The sequence below is a fragment of the bacterium genome (assembly GCA_016708315.1).
In the GTDB taxonomy this organism is placed as follows: Bacteria; Zixibacteria; MSB-5A5; order CAIYYT01; family CAIYYT01; genus JADJGC01.
In genome coordinates, this window is record JADJGC010000015.1 from 23,852 (window position 1) to 44,306 (window position 20,455).

Here is a 20,455-nt window from a genome sequence, read left to right on the forward strand (position 1 = left end):
AGATATAAGAGAAAAACATTTTTTCGACTCCTTGTGCCTTACGGCGCTGGGAATGCCCCATTCGCCGCAGCATTTGCCTGATATACTCGTCCGGCCTTGACGCTGAAATTCGTTCCGAATCCAGCGGCGAAGCGCGAACGGTAGGACTGAGAACTGGGTAGGAATTCGTTAAGCGTATTCAACAACCCGGGTATGCTATTTATGACATCCTGTGCAAACAGGAAGTTGGTCTCAAATTCAAACGGTATCATGATTAACGAGTAGTCGGTCGTCGGCGTGGTCAATATCGAATACGAGGTCGAACCGGAATCCGGCACGCGACCTGCAATCGACCACGTGAAGTTCGTCTTCACGTTTACCTGGAACACACTACCCGGTGCTACCGCGAAGTTCGTCCCGAACCCGGCAGCAAATCGAGCCTGATAGCTCTGCGACGACGGTATATAGTTGTTGAGCGTGTTGATATTTGTCGTACCGCCCATGGAGTTGATTACATCTTGTGCCGTGATCAGGCCGGTATTAGCAAACGGCAGACCCGCAAGATTGAAATCGGTGCTGGGTGAAATCACCATCGGATAGTCATATTCGCCCACGCGATTGGAGACATTCGAGACACGGCCAATCTGGTCCACTACCTTGACGGCATAGAAGTAGTTCGTGTTCGCATCACCAACAACATCGGCGCCATTGAGGTCATTGTCCGTGAACTCACCGATGGCTGCAGCAACTCCACCAATTGATTCAGCCGGCGTGGGATTGAAGTACGCCCTGGTGCCGCGATAGATGATGTAGCGGTCAATTAGTGTCGGCAGACCGACAGAGTCGGTCGAAATCGGCGACCATGTCAGCCGTATTGCGTTGCCATTGATTTGCGCCATCAAGTCCGGAACGCGGCCAGGAGGGACGCTTCCACCCTGATCAAACACCGTGATTGCGACGATCTCGGTATCGGCAAGTACTCCATCAGAAGCAATGAATCTGACGTTATAGACACCATCTTGCAGATAGGTCGGATTGAAATTGAATGTTCCCGTGCCATTGCCGTTGTCATTGAACGTCGAATTGGAGGGAAGATTCTGAGCCGTTAATGTCGGCGTCGTTGCATCAGCATCGCTTGCTGTAACATTGAAATTCAAGTTCGCGCCTTCGTTGACATTGCGCGGCCCGATGGTCGCCAATACGGGTGCGAGGTTGACATTGTTCACTGTTATCGCGACGACTTCGCTATCAGCAAGTGCACCATCTGAAGCGATAAACGTCACACTGAAAACTCCGGCTTGCGTGAAACTCGGACTAAAATTAAATGTCCCAGTTCCATTGCCGTTGTCGGTAAATGTCGCATTGAGCGGCACGTTGACCGCAGACAGTGCTGGCGTGCTCAAGTCTGGATCACTGCCGGAAACACTGAAGTTCAGATTTGCGCCCTCGTTCACGTTACGAGGACCAATTGCCGCCAACACTGGCGGTAGATTGACACCCGATACCGTGATCGCCACTACTTCAGAATCAGCGAGCACGCCATCTGAAGCGATGAATGTCACGTTATAAACGCCACCCTGAGTAAAGTCCGGATCGAAATCGAACGTCCCGCTGCCATTGCCGTTATCTGTGAACGTGGCATTGGTCGGCACATTGAGCGCAGTCAAGGTTGGAATCGTCGCATCCGGATCGGTTGCGGTCGCGCTGAAGTTCAAGTTTGCACCTTCAGCAACAACCTTGGGGCCGATTGTGGCCAAAACCGGTGCGAGATTGACATTGTTGACTGTAATCGCAACAACCTCACTATCAGCAAGCGCACCATCGGATGCAATGAACGTCACATTGAAAACTCCGGCCTGCGTGAAGCTCGGATCAAAATCAAATGTTCCGGTGCCGTTACCGTTGTCAGTAAGCGTCGCATTGAGCGGAACGTTGACTGCGGTCAGGACCGGGAAGTTCAAATCTGGATCAGTGGAAGACACGCCGAAGTTCAAATTCGCGCCCTCATTGACGTTGCGCGGACCTATATTCGCCAAAACCGGCGAGAGATTGACATTATTTACGGTAATCGCTACGACCTCACTATCAGCGAGTGCGCCGTCTGAAGCGATGAACGTAACGTTAAATACACCAGCCTGGGTGAAGTTGGGGCTGAAGTTGAATGTTCCAGTGCCGTTGCCGTTGTCTGTAAACGTCGCATTGAGCGGAACGTTGACTGCTGACAACGCCGGTGTACTGAGATCAGGGTCGCTTCCTGACACGCTGAAATTCAGGTTTGCACCCTCATTAACATTGCGTGGTCCGATAGAGGCCAGAACCGGCGGCAAATTGACACCCGATACCGTGATCGCCACTACTTCAGAATCAGCGAGCACTCCGTCTGATGCGACAAATGTCACGTTGAAGACGCCGCCCTGCGTGAAATCGGGATCGAAATCGAATGTTCCACTGCCGTTGCCATTATCAACAAACGTTGCGTTTGTTGGCACGTTAAGCGCCGTCAATGTCGGAATCGTTGCATCCGGGTCAGTTGACGTCGCGTTGAAATTCAAGTTTGCGCCTTCGGCGACGACTTTGGGTCCAATAGCGGCAAGCACCGGAGCGAGGTTGACATTGTTGACTGTTATCGCAACGACTTCGCTATCAGCAAGCGCACCATCGGACGCGATGAATGTCACATTGAACACGCCCGCCTGCGTGAAATTCGGACTGAAATTGAAAGTTCCGGTTCCATTGCCATTGTCGGTGAACGTCGCATTAAGCGGAACGTTGACCGCTGACAGTGCCGGTGTGCTGAGATCCGGATCACTGCCGGAAACGTTGAAGTTCAGGTTCGCGCCTTCATTAACATTGCGCGGTCCGATAGCCGCCAACACCGGCGGTAGATTCACACCATTTACAGTGATGGCAACAACTTCAGAATCAGCGAGCACACCGTCTGATGCTATGAATGTCACGTTGTAGACACCGCTCTGCGTGAAGTTGGGATTGAAGTTCAAGGTCCCGCTGCCGTTGCCGTTGTCTGTGAACGTGGCATTCGTCGGTACATTGAGCGCTGTCAAAGTCGGAATCGTTGCATCCGGATCTGTGGCTGTCGCATTGAAGTTCAAGTTAGCACCTTCGGCGACGACCTTGGGTCCAATCGCGGCGAGCACCGGCGAAAGGTTTACCTGGTTGACTGTAATCGCAACGACTTCGCTATCAGCAAGTGCGCCATCAGACGCAATGAGCGTCACATTGAAAACACCTGCTTGGGTAAAGCTCGGGCTGAAGTTGAATGTCCCTGTGCCATTGCCGTTGTCAGTGAACGTCGCATTTGCAGGCACGCTCGCGGCAGAAAGCGTCAAGACAGTCAGATCAAGATCAGAGGCTGAAATACCAAAATTCAGATTCCCGCCCTCATTAACGTTCTTAGCACCAATTGAGGCGAGCACCGGTCTTTGGTTACCGGCTTCATTAACTGTTATCGCGACAACTTCAGTATCCGCCAAAGCGCCATCGCCGGCGATGAAGCGTACGTTGTAAACGCCAGCTTGCACATAGCTCGGATTGAAGTCGAATGTTCCGGTACCATTGCCGTTATCTACGAAGCTCGCGTTTGCAGGCAAGCTCTGCGCTACCAACGAAGGCGTAGTTGCGTCTGCATCGGTGGCGGAGATATTGAAATTCAGGTTGGCACCTTCTGTGACACTTCTCGGACCGATCGCCGCCAATACCGGCGCCTGGTTTCCTGCATCAAACACGGTTATGACCACTACTTCGGAGTCTGCAAGAACTCCATCAGACGCGATGAAGGTCACATTGTAGACTCCAGCTTGCAGGAAGTCCGGCGTAAAACTGAATGCGCCTGTTCCGTTGCCGTTGTCATTGAAGCTTGCATTAATCGGCAATCCAACCGCAGTCAGGAGCGGAGTGGTCGCATCAGCGTCAGTTGCTGAAGCAGCGAAATTGAGTGTCACTCCTTCTGTTGCGGATTGTGCGCCAATCGCCGCCAGCACCGGGCGTTGATTGCCGGCCTCGTTAACTGTAATCGCTACAACCTCTGTGTCCGCAAGCGCACCATCAGAGGCGATGAAACTCACGTTGTAGACACCGGCCTGAGTGAAATTCGGTGTGAAGTTGAATGAGCCTGCGCCGTTGCTATTGTCAACGAAACTCGCGCCTGCCGGCAAGTTCACAGCCGTCAGAGTTGGAGTAGTCTGATCTGGATCACTTGCAGTAGCAATGAACGTCAACAACTGCCCTTCGGTCACACTCTTGGGGCCAATCGCCGTCAAGACTGGCGTCTGATTGCCGGCTTCGTTGACCGTAATCGCGACTACTTCGCTGTCTGCAAGAAGTCCGTCAGAGGCGATGAATGTGACGTTATAGACTCCCGCCTGAATAAAGCTCGGATCGAAATCAATCGTTCCGGTACCATTGCCATTGTCCACAAAGATCGCGTTGAGCGGCACACTGAGTGCGGAAAGAGTTGGCGTCGTTCCATCCGGATCTGTAGCTGAAATGTTGAATGTCAGATTAGCGCCTTCGGTAACCGAACGCGGACCGATTGATGCCAAAACCGGCGTCAGGTTTGTACCGGTGACTGATATGGCTACCACCTCCGAGTCGGCGAGATTGCCGTCGGACGCGATGAATGTCACATTGTAAACACCGGCTTGACTGAAGTTCGGGTTGAACGTAAACGAGCCGGTGCCATTGCCGTTGTTGGTGTAGTTGGCGTTTACCGGAACATTGAGAGCAGTTAAAACCGGAATCGGACCATCGGGGTCGGTTGCCGAGGTTGCGAAACTAAGCGTTCCGCCTTCAGCTACCGATTTTGCACCAATTGCAGCCTGCACCGGTGCGCGGTTGGTATTGGTTACAGTTATGGTCACCGTTTCGGAATCGGCAAGCGATCCGTCAAAAGCGACGAAGATCACATTGTAAATTGCCGCCTGAGTGAAATTCGGTGTAAACGAGAAAGTGGCCGTGCCATTTCCGTTGTCGCTCAGCGACGAATTGGCCGGAAGTCCGAATGCAATAAATCCGGGTATTGTCTGATCGGCATCTGACGCGGAAAGCACTAACGATAGTAAGACGCCTTCGCCGGTCGTTTGCGGACCAATTGGCGCGAGCACCGGGCGCTGATTGCCTGCGTCGTTGACAGTGATCGTCACGACTTCGCTGTCTGCCAATACACCATCTGAAGCTATGAATGTGATCAAATAATTCGTCGACTGGACGAAACTCGGGTCAAAAGTGAATGTCGCCGTTCCGTTGCCGTTGTTGATCAAACTGGCATTGAGCGGGATGTTTGCTCCGCTGAATGTCGGCAACGATCCGTCAGCATCCGTCGCCGAGATGTTGAATGTAAGATTCTGACCCTCAGTCACACTGCGGGGTCCAATTGCCGTCAGCACCGGGCGCTGATTACCGGCTTCATTAACCGTAATCGCGACCAACTCGCTGTCAGCAAGGGTCCCATCGGAAACGATGAATCTTACATTGTAAACGCCCGCTTGCACAAAGGTCGGGTTGAAATTGAATGTGCCCGTTCCATTGCCGTTGTCTGCAAAAGTGGCATTGAGCGGCAAGTTCTGCGCAACTATCGTGGGGATGTTACCGTCAGGGTCGCTGCCATTGACAACGAAGTTCAGATTCGCGCCCTCGGTCACATTTCTTGGACCGACTGCCGCTAACACCGGCGCTCGATTGACATTGTTCACAGTGATTGCGACTACTTCGCTGTCTGCAAGAATACCATCGAACGCGATGAACGTCACGTTGATCACACCGGCTTGCGAAAAGCTCGGATTGAAATTGAATGTACCCGTGCCATTACCGTTGTCGGTGAATGTCGCGTTCACGGGAACATTGAGGGCGGTCAAACTAGGAATTGAAGCTTCCGGATCAGTCGCCGACACACCGAAATTCAAATTGGCGTTTTCGTTGACGTTTCGTGGTCCGATCGCCGCAAGGACCGGCGGCAAATTGATATCATTTACCGTAATCGCTACCACTTCGCTGTCTGTAAGCGCGCCGTCCGAGGCGATGAATGTCACATTGATGACGCCGGCTTGAGTGTAGCTCGGATTGAAGTTGAATGTGCCAGTGCCGTCACCGTTGTCGATGAACGTCGCATTAGCTGGTACGCCAATCGCTGTCAACGCTGGAGTCGATAAATCGATGTCGCTGCCGCTGATGCTGAAATTGAGATTCGTACCTTCATCAACACTCTTCGGTCCGATTGCTGCAAGCACCGGCGCACGATTGAATTCTGTTACTGTAACGGCGACAACTTCGCTGTCTGCTAGAAGCCCGTCAGACGCGATGAAGCGCACATTGTATATTCCGCTTTGTGTAAAATCGGGATCAAAATCGAATGTGCCGGTTCCGTTGCCGTTGTCCGTAAAGGTCGCATTGAGCGGAACATTTTCTGCAACGAGCGTGGGAATTGCGCCATCAGGGTCATTCGACGAGATTGCAAAATTCAGGTTCGCGCCTTCGTCAACACTCCTCGGACCAATCGTCGCCAATACCGGCGCACGATTTACATTATTAACTGTAATCGCTACGACTTCGCTGTCAGCCAGTGATCCGTCCGAAGCGATGAACGTCACATTGAAAACTCCCGACTGTGTGAAATCAGGGCTGAAGTTGAATGTGCCGGTACCATTGCCATTGTCGGTATATGTCGCATTGAGCGGAACGCCAACAGCCGTCATGACCGGAGTCGTAACATCCGGGTCGGTCGCCGATGCCGCAAAGTTCAAAACAGCGCCTTCGTTGACATTTCGCGGACCGATGCTTGCAAGTACTGGCGCGCGATTGACGTTGTTCACAGTAATCGCTACGATTTCGCTATCGGCGGCAACGCCGTCAGAAGCGATAAACGTCACATTGAAAACGCCGGCTTGTGTAAAATCTGGATTGAAGTCGAATGTTCCGGTACCGTTGCCATTGTCTGTGAAAGTCGCGTTCAATGGTGTACCAACGGCCGTAAGAGTCGGAGTTGTCAGATCAAGATCGCTTGCGCTAACTCCAAAGTTGAGATTCGCATTCTCATTTACATTCTTGGGTCCGATTGTCGCCAGGACCGGAGCTCGATTGAATTCAGTCACAGTGATTGCAACAAGCTCGGTATCCGCCAGCAATCCGTCTGATGCGACAAATCGAACGTTGTAGACGCCGCTCTGTGTAAAGTCTGGATCGAAGTCAAATGTCCCTGTGCCATTGCCATTGTCTGTAAACGTCGCATTGAGCGGAACATTCTCTGCAGTGAGTGTCGGTGTTGTAGCGTCAAAATCGCTCGCTGAGATGTTGAAATTCAGATTGTCGCCTTCAGAGACATTGCGAGCCCCAATAGCCGCCAATACCGGCGCCTGATTGACATTCGTCACCGTAATTGCAACGACTTCGCTGTCGGCAAGTGTACCATCGGAAGCAATGAACGTCACATTGAATACGCCCGATTGAGCAAAGTCCGGATCAAAGTCAAAGGTCCCGGTACCATTGCCGTTGTCGATGAATGTCGCATTCAGCGGAACATTCAGTGCACTCAATGCCGCGAAATTGCCATCCGGATCATTTGACGAAGCAACGAAATTCAGATTCGCACCTTCATTGACATTGCGCGGACCAATGCTCGCCAACACTGGGGCTCGATTCACGTTGTTCACGGTGATTGCAACGACTTCGCTATCAGCGGCAACGCCGTCCGACGCGATAAACGTCACATTGAAAACACCGGCTTGCGCGAAACTCGGATTGAAATCAAATGTACCCGTTCCATTGCCGTTATCTGTGAACGTTGCATTTAACGGCGTACCGACAGCGGTCAGCGTCGGTGTCGTCAAATCAAGGTCGCTTGCGCTGACACCAAAATTTAGATTCGCATTCTCATTGACATTCTTCGGACCGATTGCCGCCAATACCGGCGCACGATTGAAATCGGTTACGGTAATCGCCACGACTTCGCTATCTGCCAGAGCTCCATCGGATGAGATGAATCGCACATTGTAGATGCCGCTTTGCGTGAAATCAGGATCAAAATCGAAAGTTCCGGTTCCGTTGCCATTGTCGGTAAACGTCGCATTCAATGGGACGTTTTCGGCAGTCAGTACAGGTATGGCGCCATCCGGATCGCTTGACGAGATATTGAAATTGAGATTGTTGCCTTCAGAGACATTGCGAGAACCAATAGCCGCAAGCACTGGCGCGCGATTGACATTGTTTACTGTGATGGCGACAACTTCGCTGTCGGCCAGTGACCCATCAGAAGCGATGAAAGTCACATTGAACACACCCGACTGCGAGAAATCAGGATCAAAGTCGAACGTTCCGCTGCCATTGCCGTTATCTGTGAATGTCGCATTCGTCGGTACACCAAGCGCTGTAAGCGTCGGAGTTGCACCGTCTGCATCGCTGGCGGATATGGCGAAGTTCAAATTCGCGCCTTCATCGACGTTGCGTGGACCGACACTCGCCAATACCGGCGCACGATTGACATTGTTCACTGTAATAGCGACAACTTCACTGTCTGCCAATGCCCCATCAGAAGCGATGAACGTGACGTTGAAGACGCCCGATTGCGTGAAGCTCGGGTTGAAATCGAACGTACCCGTGCCATTGCCATTGTCGCTGAATGTCGCATTGAGCGGCACGTTGAGCGCTGTCAGGACCGGTGTAGTCACATCTGGATCAGATGCCGACACACCGAAGTTCAAATTCGCATTTTCATTAACATTCTTAGGTCCGATAGCGGCAAGCACCGGTGCAAGATTCACATTGTTTACCGTGATTGCTACCGTCTCGCTGTCGGCAAGCAAGCCATCCGACGCGATGAATATCAAATTGTGAACGCCGCTTTGCGTGAAGTCCGGCGTAAAGCTGAACGATGCTGTACCGTTTCCATTATCTGTGTAGGTTGCATTCAACGGCAGCCCAACGACTGTCATCGCCGGATTTGTTCCGTCAAGGTCCGTAGCTGAGGTCGCGAATGCAAGATTGGAGTTCTCGTTCACGTTCTTCGGACCGATCGCCGCCAACACCGGTCTTTGGTTACCGGCTTCGTTGACTGTTATTGCAACAACTTCGCTATCGGCAAGCACACCGTCGGAAGCAATGAACGTAACATTGTAAACACCGGCTTGGACAAAAGTCGGGTTAAAGTTGAACGTGCCCGTGCCATTGCCGTTGTTGGTGAAGTTGCCATTGAGCGGAACATTGACCGCGCTCAATACCGGAGTTCCACCATCGGCATCACTGCTGCTTACGCCGAAGTTGAGATTGGCGCCCTCAGTTACCGATCGGGGACCGACGCTCGCAAGCACCGGCGCGCGGTTGACATCATTGACAGTTATCGCGACCAATTCGCTGTCGGCAATTGCCCCATCTGAGGCGATAAATGTCACATTGTAAACGCCCGACTGAGTGAAGCTCGGAGTAAAATTGAAGGTCGCTGTCCCGTTGCCGTTGTCGGTGTAACTTGACCCGACCGGCAGGTTTACAGCCGTCATCGTCGGCGATGTTCCGTCAGGATCAGTTGACGATGTATTGAAGTTCAGATTTGCATTTTCGTTGACGTTGCGCGGTCCGATTGCTGCAAGCACCGGCGCACGATTGACGTTGTTGACCGTAATCACAACGACCTCACTATCGGCAAGCACACCATCAGAGGCGACGAATGTCACGTTGAAGACGCCGCCCTGAGCGAAACTCGGAGTGAAGTTGAAAGTACCCGTGCCATTACCGTTGTCAATGAATGTCGCACCAGATGGCAGGTGCACCGCGCTCATGGTCGGAATCGTGCCGTCCGGATCAGTCGCTGATGAATTGAAGTTCAAATTCGCATTTTCATTGACGTTACGCGGACCGATTGCTGCCAATACCGGCGAACGGTTGACATTGTTAACCGTAATCGCAACGACCTCGCTGTCGGCCAAAGCACCATCAGAAGCGATGAATGTCACATTAACCACACCGGCTTGCGTGAAATCAGGATCAAAGTCGAACGTGCCGGTACCATTACCATTGTCGGTAAAAGTCGCATTGGCTGGGACGCCAACAGCCGTCAGAGTTGGAGTAGTCAGATCTGGATCGGAAGCCGAAACGTTGAAATTCAAATTCGCATTTTCATCAACACTCTTCGGACCGATAGCCGCCAGTACTGGAGGCAGACTCAGGTCGTTTACCGTAACGACGACCACTTCGGTGTCGCTCAGAACTCCGTCTGAAGCAATAAATCGAACGTTATAGTTGCCCGATTGCGTGAAGTCCGGATCAAAGTCAAATGTCCCCGTCCCATTGCCATTATCTGTGAAGCTCGCATTTGCGGGTACGTTCTCTGCCACCAGCGTCGGGGTCGTGCCGTCAAGATCGCTGGCACTTACCGCAAAATTGAGATTAGCGCCCTCGTTGACATTTCGGGGTCCAATCGCTGCCAGAACCGGAGCCTGATTGGTGTTGGTGACTGTGATAGCAACCACTTCGCTGTCCGCAAGCGCGCCGTCAGATGTGATAAAGGTCACGTTGAATAGGCCGCTTTGTGTGAAGTTAGGATTGAAATTGAAAGTCGCAGTGCCGTTGCCATTGTCGGTCAGAGTTGCATTTGCCGGTGTGCCAACCGCAGTAAAGGTCGGCGTTGTAGCGTCCGGATCAGAAGCAGTAATCGCAAAATTCAGATTCGCGCCCTCGGCAACATTCTTCGCACCTATGGCAGCCAATACCGGCGCACGGTTGACATTGTTAACCGTAATCGCGACTACTTCACTATCAGCAAGCGTTCCATCAGAAGCGATGAATGTGACATTGAAAACACCCGACTGAGTGAAGTTCGGCGTAAAGTTGAATGTCCCGGTACCATTGCCGTTGTTGACGAATGTCGCACCAGAAGGAAGATTCACCGCGCTCATGGTTGGCGTGGTTCCATCCGCGTCAGTTGCAGACGAGTTGAAATTCAGGTTCGCATTTTCGTTGACGTTGCGTGGTCCGATTGTCGCCAATACCGGCGCACGATTGACATTGTTGACCGTAATCGCTACGACTTCACTATCAGCCAGCGTTCCATCAGATGCTATGAATGTGACATTGAATACACCGCTCTGAGTGAAATTCGGATTGAAATTGAATGTCCCGGTGCCATTGCCATTGTCCGTAAATGTCGCATTAGTCGGCACGTTGACTGCACTGAGTGCCGGTGTCGTACCATCAGCGTCTGTAGCTGAAACGCCGAAATTGAGATTGGCACCTTCGTTGACGTTGCGGGGACCAATCGATGCCAAGACCGGCGCTGATCCGGCGCGCGCGAAGTTCACTACGAAGTAGTTCACGGAAGACGTTGTACCGCTGCTACTGGTAGCCCGCTGTAGTCTTAGGGTTGTCGTGTTTAACAACTGGTGTGTAAACGATGACATACCGGGGTTATCGTCAGCGCTGTAACTTGTGCGCCCCCAGCTGTTGCCGTACATCGATTGATTTGCCGAAAACGCTATCGCGCGGGCGAGATTGACTGCAGATATTGTAACATCATTTTGCGTCGTCGTGCCGCTAAAGCTCGAAATGGCATTCTGGACCGTGTTGCCAATCGGAAGCTGAATCGCTTCCCAGGCAATGCTTAATGCTGCACCAGTATTGTCGCGAGTGAATTCTAATTGGGTAGCAGAATTGAATCTACCGCGAAGCATCTTTTGGCCGATGTTGGCGGCAGTCCCGCTTGCGGCATGGTAGCTATAGAGTAAAATTGAACGGCTCAGGTCGACCGAAGAAATCGTCGGTGTAGACGTAGCTGTGCCAGTTGTCATCGACGTCAGGTTACGCTGAACGCTCGCTCCCGGGAAACTCACGACTTGCCACTCGGCATTGCCGCCCGAACCGCCGTTAGTGGCGAATTCCAGGTTCGTTGATGAAGTCAACCGCGCACGGCCAAAGTCATCATTGCTGAATCCGGTGCCAGACTTGTCTTTGCTCACAATTACAAAGCTCTCGGCAAGATTGACACTTGTGATTGCCTGATTCACTGTTGCCGCACCAAGCGTCGTGGTACCGCGTTGAACCGTAACTCCTGAATCAAACTCAGCAACATACCAGCGCACGGTTACTGAACCGCTGCCGGTGTTTTTTGCCAAACGCAGATTGGTCGCACTCGTCAATTGACCGCGAACAGACCCTTCCTGGGGAGATGGCAGGCTGTTTCGTTCGCTGAATATCAAAATCGACTTGGTGAGATCAACTGAAGTGATCGTGACATTCTGCGTCGCCGCTGTAAATGTCACTTCGCCCGTCTGAACATTCTTTACTGAGGCCGCTTGCGAGTTGCTTCCGAGGAAGAGCAACATTGTGGTTACATAAACCAAAAGCGGCAGGCGAGGAAACCGGCCGTGAATCGTTCGTTTCTGCATAGCATTACCAATCTGCATCTATTACTCCCATTATCTGTGCATCACCATGCGCGCCTGCTTCAGTGCAAGCGCATTCGGGAGCGAGCGCGTATGTGTACTTCGGCTCGCTCCCGACGCGACTATCTTACTTAAGCAGAACCATCTTCTTCGTCTGCGAGTGATCTCCTATCGTAAGACGATAGAAGTAAACTCCCGACGCGACCTTCTGCCCATCGCTCGAAATTCCGTTCCACTTGAAAGTGTGCGGACCGGCAGCTAAGGGCTCGTCCACTATAGTATTAATCGGCTGTCCGAGCAGGTTATAGACTACCAGACGCGCTTGTTTTCCTGCTGACGTCGGATTAATCTCAAATTCAATGCTCGTTTCAGGATTGAACGGGTTCGGATAGTTCTGGTTCAATGTGAAAGGTCCCGGCAACGGCGAGGTCCGGTTCAAATTCTTGACCGGAATCTGCACCGCATTCGGATCGGTCATGACAGCATATTCCAGCTTCAAATCATCCGTGGTGATGTCAACGCCATCGTTAAGTTCAATTGGCAGTTCGAGTATGACGCCCGAACCGGAAGTCATGAACTTATTCAAGCTGAGACCCGGGTAAAGCAACACTACCAGATCGCCAAGACCGTTGTCGCTGTATTGAAGCGAAAGGTCGTTTGACAGGCCGGCTTTGCGCGGCGTACGAATATGGATTTTGTCTGGATTGTAGGAGACCTTTACTTGAACGCCGGCAATATCCGTCGGCAGTTGAGCGCTCATTTCGAGTGTCTCTGTCGATTCTCCTGAGATCGGACGACTCAGGTCAAGCTCTGCTTCGTCGCCGGTCCAGTTGCCCGGCGCCGGTGTCGTACCGCCGAATACCTGATTGATAATCGCCTGCAGATCGATGACATCAACAAACGTGTCGCGATTCATGTCGGCTGCAGTAAACTGGCGAAGATTCAAATCGATGTCGCCAATGATGTAACCCACGACAATAACCATGTCCGCGATATCGACGCGTCCGTCACCGTTGACGTCGCCACCCGGATCAACTACGAATACACCGTTGGTGTCGGCTTCAAGCGCAATCGATGGCTGGAACGGATCAGGGCTGATTGCCTCAAATGCGTTTTCGAATTTGATCTTCGACTGACCGACCGGCGCGCTGCCGCGAACTGTCACCCAGAAGTCTGAGATAGCCGAAGTCGGCCCGGTGATGACTTTCTCGTTGTTGAGACCAAACGCGACCACGCGAATTCGTCCCGGTGTATCGCCGATATTGTCATAGACGGTGAAGTTCGTTAAGCGAACCGTCGGCACGAGCGAGTCGATTATCAGCACGTTCGGGTTATACACGAAGTCGTATTGGATACCGTAAACATCTCGAGTAGAAGCCAGGTTCACCGGAATACTAATTCCAGCCAGCCCCGGCGTACCTCCGGCAATCGGACCAAGACCCGGTTTTGAGACCGTGAATATCTGATCCCCGACAATTACAACTGATCCAACGTTGATTGTGACTTGTCGCTGAGTCGCTTGCAATGGAGTATTATCGACGCAGCTGAATGTTATAATGTATTGACCAGTTTGCGACGCATTTGGCGTCCAACTGAATGTGCCGCTGGTCGAACCGTTGCCGCTCACTGAACCGCTTGATCCGAATTGCGCTCCCGACGGGAGCCCGCTGGCGCTCAGAGTAATCGGCTGCGGGGAGTTGGCATCAGAGGCTGATACTTGAAATGAAATCTGTGTGCCGGTATTGACATTATAGCTGTTCGGCGAAATTGCCGCAATCACCGGAGGCACCGGATCATCCGGATCGGGATCTATTACGACGCCGGTGTCAATATCAAGTGTACCGGAAATGATCGTCGGCAGGATTGTATTCAAACCTGAAGCGTCCGAGTACTGACATCGCCTGGGATCAGCCGAGCCAAAGAAATCGTTGGGGCTCCAGATTGTAATCTGAGTAGCGGTACCGAGAGGAATGTTCGGCTTAATTCTTACATTGAATTGGAGCACGTTCCCGCTACCGATTGGAATCGATCCAGCCGTTCCATCACCTGCCGCAATAATCGAGCCGTGGGTCGAGTCAGTCGCGGCCATGACCAAGTTCTGGAAGTTGAACACGTTCGGTATACCACGATTAATCAGCGATGTAGTGACGAAGAAAGTACCGCCATCGACCGTACCTTCGAACGTAATCTTGCTCGTATCGATGATTACAAACGCGGTGAATCCCAATAGCGTCGCACTACCGTTGGCAATGTGCAATTTGATGGGCACCACCGTACCGGGTGCACCTTGCGTGTTTACCACCCGAAAAGTATCTGCATCCGAAATCACCGGTTGCGCGACGGCGCTGCTGGGCGAAATCAATGCCGCCAGTGCTATCAATAGCAGGAGCGGAAGAATTCGTTTCATCATAGTACTACCTCTGAATAGAAAATTATATCCTGTATAAGTATCCTGCCCCGCATTCGCGGCAGGTGTATTAGTCGATTCTGTGTAGCAAAACATTTCCCGGACCCTCACTTCAGCAAGACCATCTTGCGGGTTGATTCAAACTGCTCTGAACGCATCCGGTAGAAGTAGATTCCCGATGGTAAAGGAGAACCTTCCGGAGTTACACCGCGAAACGCCACCGTGTGGCGACCCGCTGCCAAAGTTCCATTGATCGGCGTCGCAACAGTCGCGCCGAGTATATTGATGATCTCCAGCGTTACATGGCCGGATCTCGGAATATCGAATGAAATCGAAGTCTCGGGATTAAACGGATTCGGATAATTCTGAAGCAACTCAAAACTGGTCGGAAGCGTTGTCGCCCGGTCCAATCCAACCGGTACGTCATCACCGACATGATCGACAAACTGCTGGGAGACGACGGCAAATTCGCCGTCGAGCCGGATTAAATCACCGGCATCGACCGAAGCATTGCGGCCATTCTTTTCGTGCAGAAGTACACGCAAGTACTCGCCGTCTTGATGCATCGATACTTCAAATGCGGCGAGATTCTCCGTTGAAAGGAACTGGTAGTCCCGGTCACTCTGGACTTCAAGCACGAATAACGCAGCCGCAAATTCGGCCCGATTCGAAAGCGTGTAACTCCATTCACTATTCGCAGACGAGAGCTTGTAGCTGATAGCGTTGCCGTTCGTCGGAGTATTGACTTTGTTGCCGCCGCCGGTAAAAATCTGAATCAGTCTGATCAGGTCAGCCAGCGTCGCCGGAGTCCCATCCTGGTTGATGTCGCTATTCTGCAAACGCGGGCCGGTCAGTGGATATCGGACCGGATCCATGAAATAGTTGGTGAAGTAAACAACGTCGCCGATTTCAAACGGCACACCGTTAAGATTGATATCACCAATCAACCCTTCGTACCGCTGAACCAGAATACCGCCATTTGCGTAGAGTGTCTGTGCGCGCGGAATCACCGCGCCGCTGACGTCATAGGCAATATTCTCGCTATTGGATAACGGATTTATCGTCGCATAAGTAAGCGTCGAATGGAAACCTGCGAATGAAAGGTCGGAAGAAATCTGGAAGGTAATTTTCGCGACTTCGCCATTTCCAATCGCCAGCGGATTAGTGGCCGGGTTCGACGCGTTCGACTTGGCGCTAAGGATAACCTTGCCGTCAGAAGTCGTAGACACATTAAACTGCGACCACGATTCGATTCTGGTCCCGGTCTTCACTGCAGATACAAGTGTCAACAAAGTCCGGTCGTATCCGATCAACACTTCATATCCCGATACCGCAACACGGTTATGCAAATTCAACGAAACCGTGACGTGTTCGCCGGAGAAAGCTTGCTCTTCACTGATTGCCAGTTCAATCGGCATGTTGGGCAGAAGTCGGAAACCAACCTGACGCGAGGCAACCCCGCCGGTAGCATCCGTGGCATTGAGTGTGAAGCTATAATCTCCGGAGTCCGCAATGTCAGAAGCCCAGACGACATAGCCCGGATTTCCTGCACTCAATGCTGCACCTGTTGGAAGACCACTGGCACTGAAGCTGACAGCCTCAAAATCCGGATCGCTGGCCGCAAACGGCACATAGAGCGTGTCGCCCGCACCGCCGACAATGTTGGATCCAACCGTTATCTCCGGAAGGCGATTGCGGTTCACAACATTGAATTTAATCTCTAAACTGCTGTTGATATCGCCATCACTCGCAACAACCACAATCGAAACTGCCCCGCTGGTGGCCGAACCTTCGCCAACGTAAGGCACCTGCCAGGTCAATAACCCGGTGCCGTTGCCGTTATCCGCAAACTTCGCTCCCGGGCAAAGACGACCGGCATGAAGTTTGGTCGCCGCTCTTTCAGGATCAGAAGCACGGACGGTGAGATTCACCAGCTCGCCTTCGTTGACAGTGCGTGCTGCGATCGGATCAAAAACCGGCGGTTGATTAACCGTCGAGATTGTAACCTTGCCGGCTTTGAATGCCGGACGGATAATCGATGCGATTGATGTATTCAGCTCAAACGACCCTGCCGGCGGCACGAACGCTGAGTCAATCAGCGTGGTGACGTCGGCAGAAATGTCTGAGCGAACGTGGAAATGCAATTCGGCAAGCTTGCGTCTTCCGGCAAGAACCGGCGCATCGCCGATGGCGACTGCCCCAATGAGAATTGTTGCCCCGGCAACATCATGCGTACCGCCACGGAATCCCCAATTCTGTACTGCAGATCCAACAAAGCTAATCGAATCGAAAACGAGATAATCCTTGGAGTAGTAAAGCGGGACTGCAAGTCCGGCAATGTTCTCATCATTGAACATCGTTACGCTGAGTGAGAATGAAGAGCCCGGTGAGGTGGTAACTTGGCTGATCAGAATGGAATCGAGCGCTCCAAAGTCGTCAACCTGCGCGAACAATGAAGTTGCTCCAAACGCCAGTATCAGAACCAGAGTAACAGCGAAATGTCTCATAAGTCCGTGACCTCTGTCAGTTCTGCCAATTTGGCATAATGAGTCCTTGGGCATATTCCGATGTAAACATTGCAACGGACATGCCAAGGCAGGCCTTGACGTTTTCCATTCTTCCCGTAGGAGCATTTTCCAATCTCGATCATACGCCGTTTCGTAAACGGCTGCTAATAAGTCACTTATATTGAAGTAGCGTCGTAGAGTCATCCGTGAAGTACATTCGAGAGCTAATTCATCATGCGGCGTGGTAGCGCAGGATTGCATATTTCTCAAATTGTGTGTGCAACGTTCTGCAATCATCTCTAACGGTCCAACTAGTTCCTTAAAACAAAAATGGCCTGGCATACGAACTGTTAAGTCGCATTAGTGCCAAGCATCTCACTAATCGCCCTGTCCGTAAACCGTTAGAAAATTACTTTTTATTCCTCCTCTCGTACCATTTCGCTCTTAAGATATGGGGAGATTTTACTCTCCCCATATCCAATCAGATAAGATAATCTGACGAAATTACTTCATCAGGACCATCTTCTTGGTGTCAGTGAATGAACCGGCGGTAGCCTTGTAGAAGTAGATACCGCTAGCTGCATTCGCCGCATCCCATTCAACAACAACATTGCCAACGCCGCGGCCGTCGAAGCTCTTCACAAGCTGACCAGCTACGTTGTAAATGCTCAGGTTCCAATCAGAAGCGGTCGGCAGATCCAGACCGATCTTCGTGGTCGGGTTGAACGGATTCGGAGTGTTCTGCGACAGCTTGTATTCCGTCGGCAGGACATTCTTGTTGATGCGGGTGTTCAGCATGCTGCCGTTATAGTCGGCAACTTCCACGTTCACAAGTTCAACGTTACCGTCGATCGTGAACAGGTTGTTGCTGCCAGCTTCGAGACGGTTGGTCATGTTTTCAAGACCGGCATAAACCAGGACCTTCACAAGACCTTCGTTCTCGGCACTAAGCAGGACCATATCGGAATTGTTGGTAAGGGTGTAGGCACCGTTCGCTTTGAACGTGGCATACACGGCACCAACTTCAACCGACGCGTCGGTCGAAACCACGCCGTTAGCAAGCTTGACGTTGACCGTATTGGCAAACGGGGCAAGCTTCGGGAACGGAAGGGCATCGCCAACAACTACGCGGAGCAAGTAAACAAGGTCGCCGACCGAAAGGACGGTACCGTCCTGGTTGGCATCGGAAGCCGCAATCTGGGCTTCGCGGTACTGCGGGTTGGAATCAAGAGCGGACAGACCATACAGGAAGTAGTTCGTGTACAATACTGCGTCTGCGATTTCATACGCGATACCGTTCAAGTTGAGATCGCCAGGAGCGTCGATTGAGTCGGCGCAAACGATATCAACACCGCCGTTCCAGAACAGGATGAAACGAACGGGTTCGTACTTCATCGAAACGTCGCAAGCGCTGCAAGCACCGCCGTAGGCGATAGCAAAGTAGCAGCTCATGTCGGTGATGTCATAGGCCGGATCGGTAAGCGGATCGGTATTTTCGAAATCAAATACCTGGCTCGAGATCCAAAGGGTATCACCAGCTACGTTCGAAATGCCGTTGTCGCCGCAATCAATCCACGCGAAGCGGATCGGGACGTACTGGCATTCGTAGGTACGGTCGTTCGTTACATAGAACTTAAGGCTGACGAGTTCGGTACCATTCGCGACGGAGAAGCAGGACGGATGGTTGGCGCCGTTGTTGGCATCAGCAATCGCGACTACGCGAAGCAAACCACTCGGGCACGGTCCACCGCAGTTACCCTGCGCGCCGTAACGATAGGTGAAATATTCCCATCCACAACCAAGCGGGCCGAGGGCGGCGCCAAGTTCGGCTGAGAAGAAGCTAAGGGCTGACGCATCGTAAGCGATTAAGAAATCAAAACCGCCCATGGCATCGGAGCCGCCAACTTTCGAAATCGAAACGTACTCAAACTGACCCTGAATGGTGTTGTGAGTCTTTTCGATCTTAATTACGAGCGGCTGAACGTCGAGGACTTCAACCGCCAAGTTACAGGTAGCTGAACCACCGCAAGGATCCGTCACGGTAATCGTGAAGTTCTTCGTGGTAGCGCCTTCGGTAACATCGCTCAACCAGGTGAGAAGGCCGGTGCCGCTGATCGACGGGGCGTTCACAACCGGATCAAGAGCTACGACTGTCCAAACAGCTGCGTCGCAAGGATCGGCATCAACTGAATTGAAGTCGAAGCTGTACTGATTTCCTTTTCCAACTTTCTGAGCAGCCGGGCAAGCCGTGATGGTCGGAGCGTTGTTGGTCCAGGTAATCGTGAAAGCATGGTTATCGCTGCTGGAGCAACCATTGGTAGCAGTCACGGTGACATCGGTGCTTCCGCAAGCGGCAAGAGCCGGAACGGAAAGCTGACCGGTCGACGCATTGATCGTACCAGCGGTGGTGGTCCAGGTGATAACTCCATCCAAGCCGACTGCGGCCGTGGTGGCATCAAAATCAAACGTGTAAGCGGAGCAGTGGTTCTTGTTGACCGCTGCACCCGGATCTGCGGTGATGGTCACCGGCAGACACGGACGAATGATAACGTCGAAGCAAACGGCCGGAGCATCCGGAACGCCTTCCGACGTATTAGCCTGACCTTGGAAGGTCGGCGGGAACGAGGTACCACCAATGTCAAACGTCCAGGTACCGGCCGGAGCTACGAAGATGTTATCTACGCAGAAGCCGCCAACTGTGGCAACAAGGCTGGTTCCGTTGATTGACATGGTCCAAATCTTGGTGGAGGTTGCATGAGCCGGCAGGAAAGTGGTCGGATCATTGGCAACGCCGCCAAGAAGGATGAAGTTCGGAAGGTTGGAAACTGCAAATGCGTTACCTGGGGCATAGGTGTTGTCCCAGTAAGTGCCACCTGCTGCGGCGGAAGCATCAACAATTGCCAAAACCGGATTGACGGCCGGACGGGAGCCGAAGGCGCCTGTGTGACCGGTATTAAAGCTGAAAGCACCGGCTGTGGAGCTAAATCCAAAACCGAGTGTAGCTGCTGCCAACGGCTGAGCGTTGGTAATGGAGTACTCAAGTAACTGGTTGTTCTCGCCAACGTACAGAACATCTGCACCGAGGTTGAGACCGACTGACATGTCGCCAGGTTGGGCGAAAAGAGCACCAGTCAGAAGAAGCATAAACGAAGTAAGAAGTAAACAAATGCGTTTCATTTCTTGCT

The 20,455-nt window shown here is 52.2% G+C and carries 4 protein-coding genes; all 4 read right to left on the reverse strand.

Annotation, left to right across the window (positions count from 1 at the left end; genetic code table 11):
- Positions 1 to 38 precede the first annotated feature (38 nt).
- Positions 39 to 12,377 (reverse strand): tandem-95 repeat protein, encoded by a 12,339-nt coding sequence (locus IPH59_11340; GenBank protein ID MBK7092292.1) that lies wholly within the window; start codon positions 12,375 to 12,377, stop codon positions 39 to 41.
- Positions 12,378 to 12,483: 106 nt separating this feature from the next.
- The gene (locus IPH59_11345) at positions 12,484 to 14,766 is read right to left on the reverse strand and encodes a T9SS type A sorting domain-containing protein (GenBank protein MBK7092293.1); all 2,283 of its coding nucleotides are present in this window, start codon (positions 14,764 to 14,766) and stop codon (positions 12,484 to 12,486) included.
- Positions 14,767 to 14,870: 104 nt separating this feature from the next.
- Positions 14,871 to 17,270 (reverse strand): T9SS type A sorting domain-containing protein, encoded by a 2,400-nt coding sequence (locus tag IPH59_11350; GenBank protein MBK7092294.1) that lies wholly within the window; start codon positions 17,268 to 17,270, stop codon positions 14,871 to 14,873.
- Between the two features lie 504 nt (positions 17,271 to 17,774).
- Positions 17,775 to 20,447 (reverse strand): T9SS type A sorting domain-containing protein, encoded by a 2,673-nt coding sequence (locus tag IPH59_11355; GenBank protein ID MBK7092295.1) that lies wholly within the window; start codon positions 20,445 to 20,447, stop codon positions 17,775 to 17,777.
- Between the last annotated feature and the right edge of the window lie 8 nt (positions 20,448 to 20,455).

What these genes read in the sequence shown, in the direction of transcription:
- IPH59_11340 (MBK7092292.1), bottom strand. Translation starts at nt 12,377, where the DNA reads ATGCAGATTGGTAATGCTATGCAGAAACGAACGATTCACGGCCGGTTT.
- IPH59_11345 (MBK7092293.1), bottom strand. Translation starts at nt 14,766, where the DNA reads ATGATGAAACGAATTCTTCCGCTCCTGCTATTGATAGCACTGGCGGCA.
- IPH59_11350 (MBK7092294.1), bottom strand. Translation starts at nt 17,270, where the DNA reads ATGAGACATTTCGCTGTTACTCTGGTTCTGATACTGGCGTTTGGAGCA.
- IPH59_11355 (MBK7092295.1), bottom strand. Translation starts at nt 20,447, where the DNA reads ATGAAACGCATTTGTTTACTTCTTACTTCGTTTATGCTTCTTCTGACT.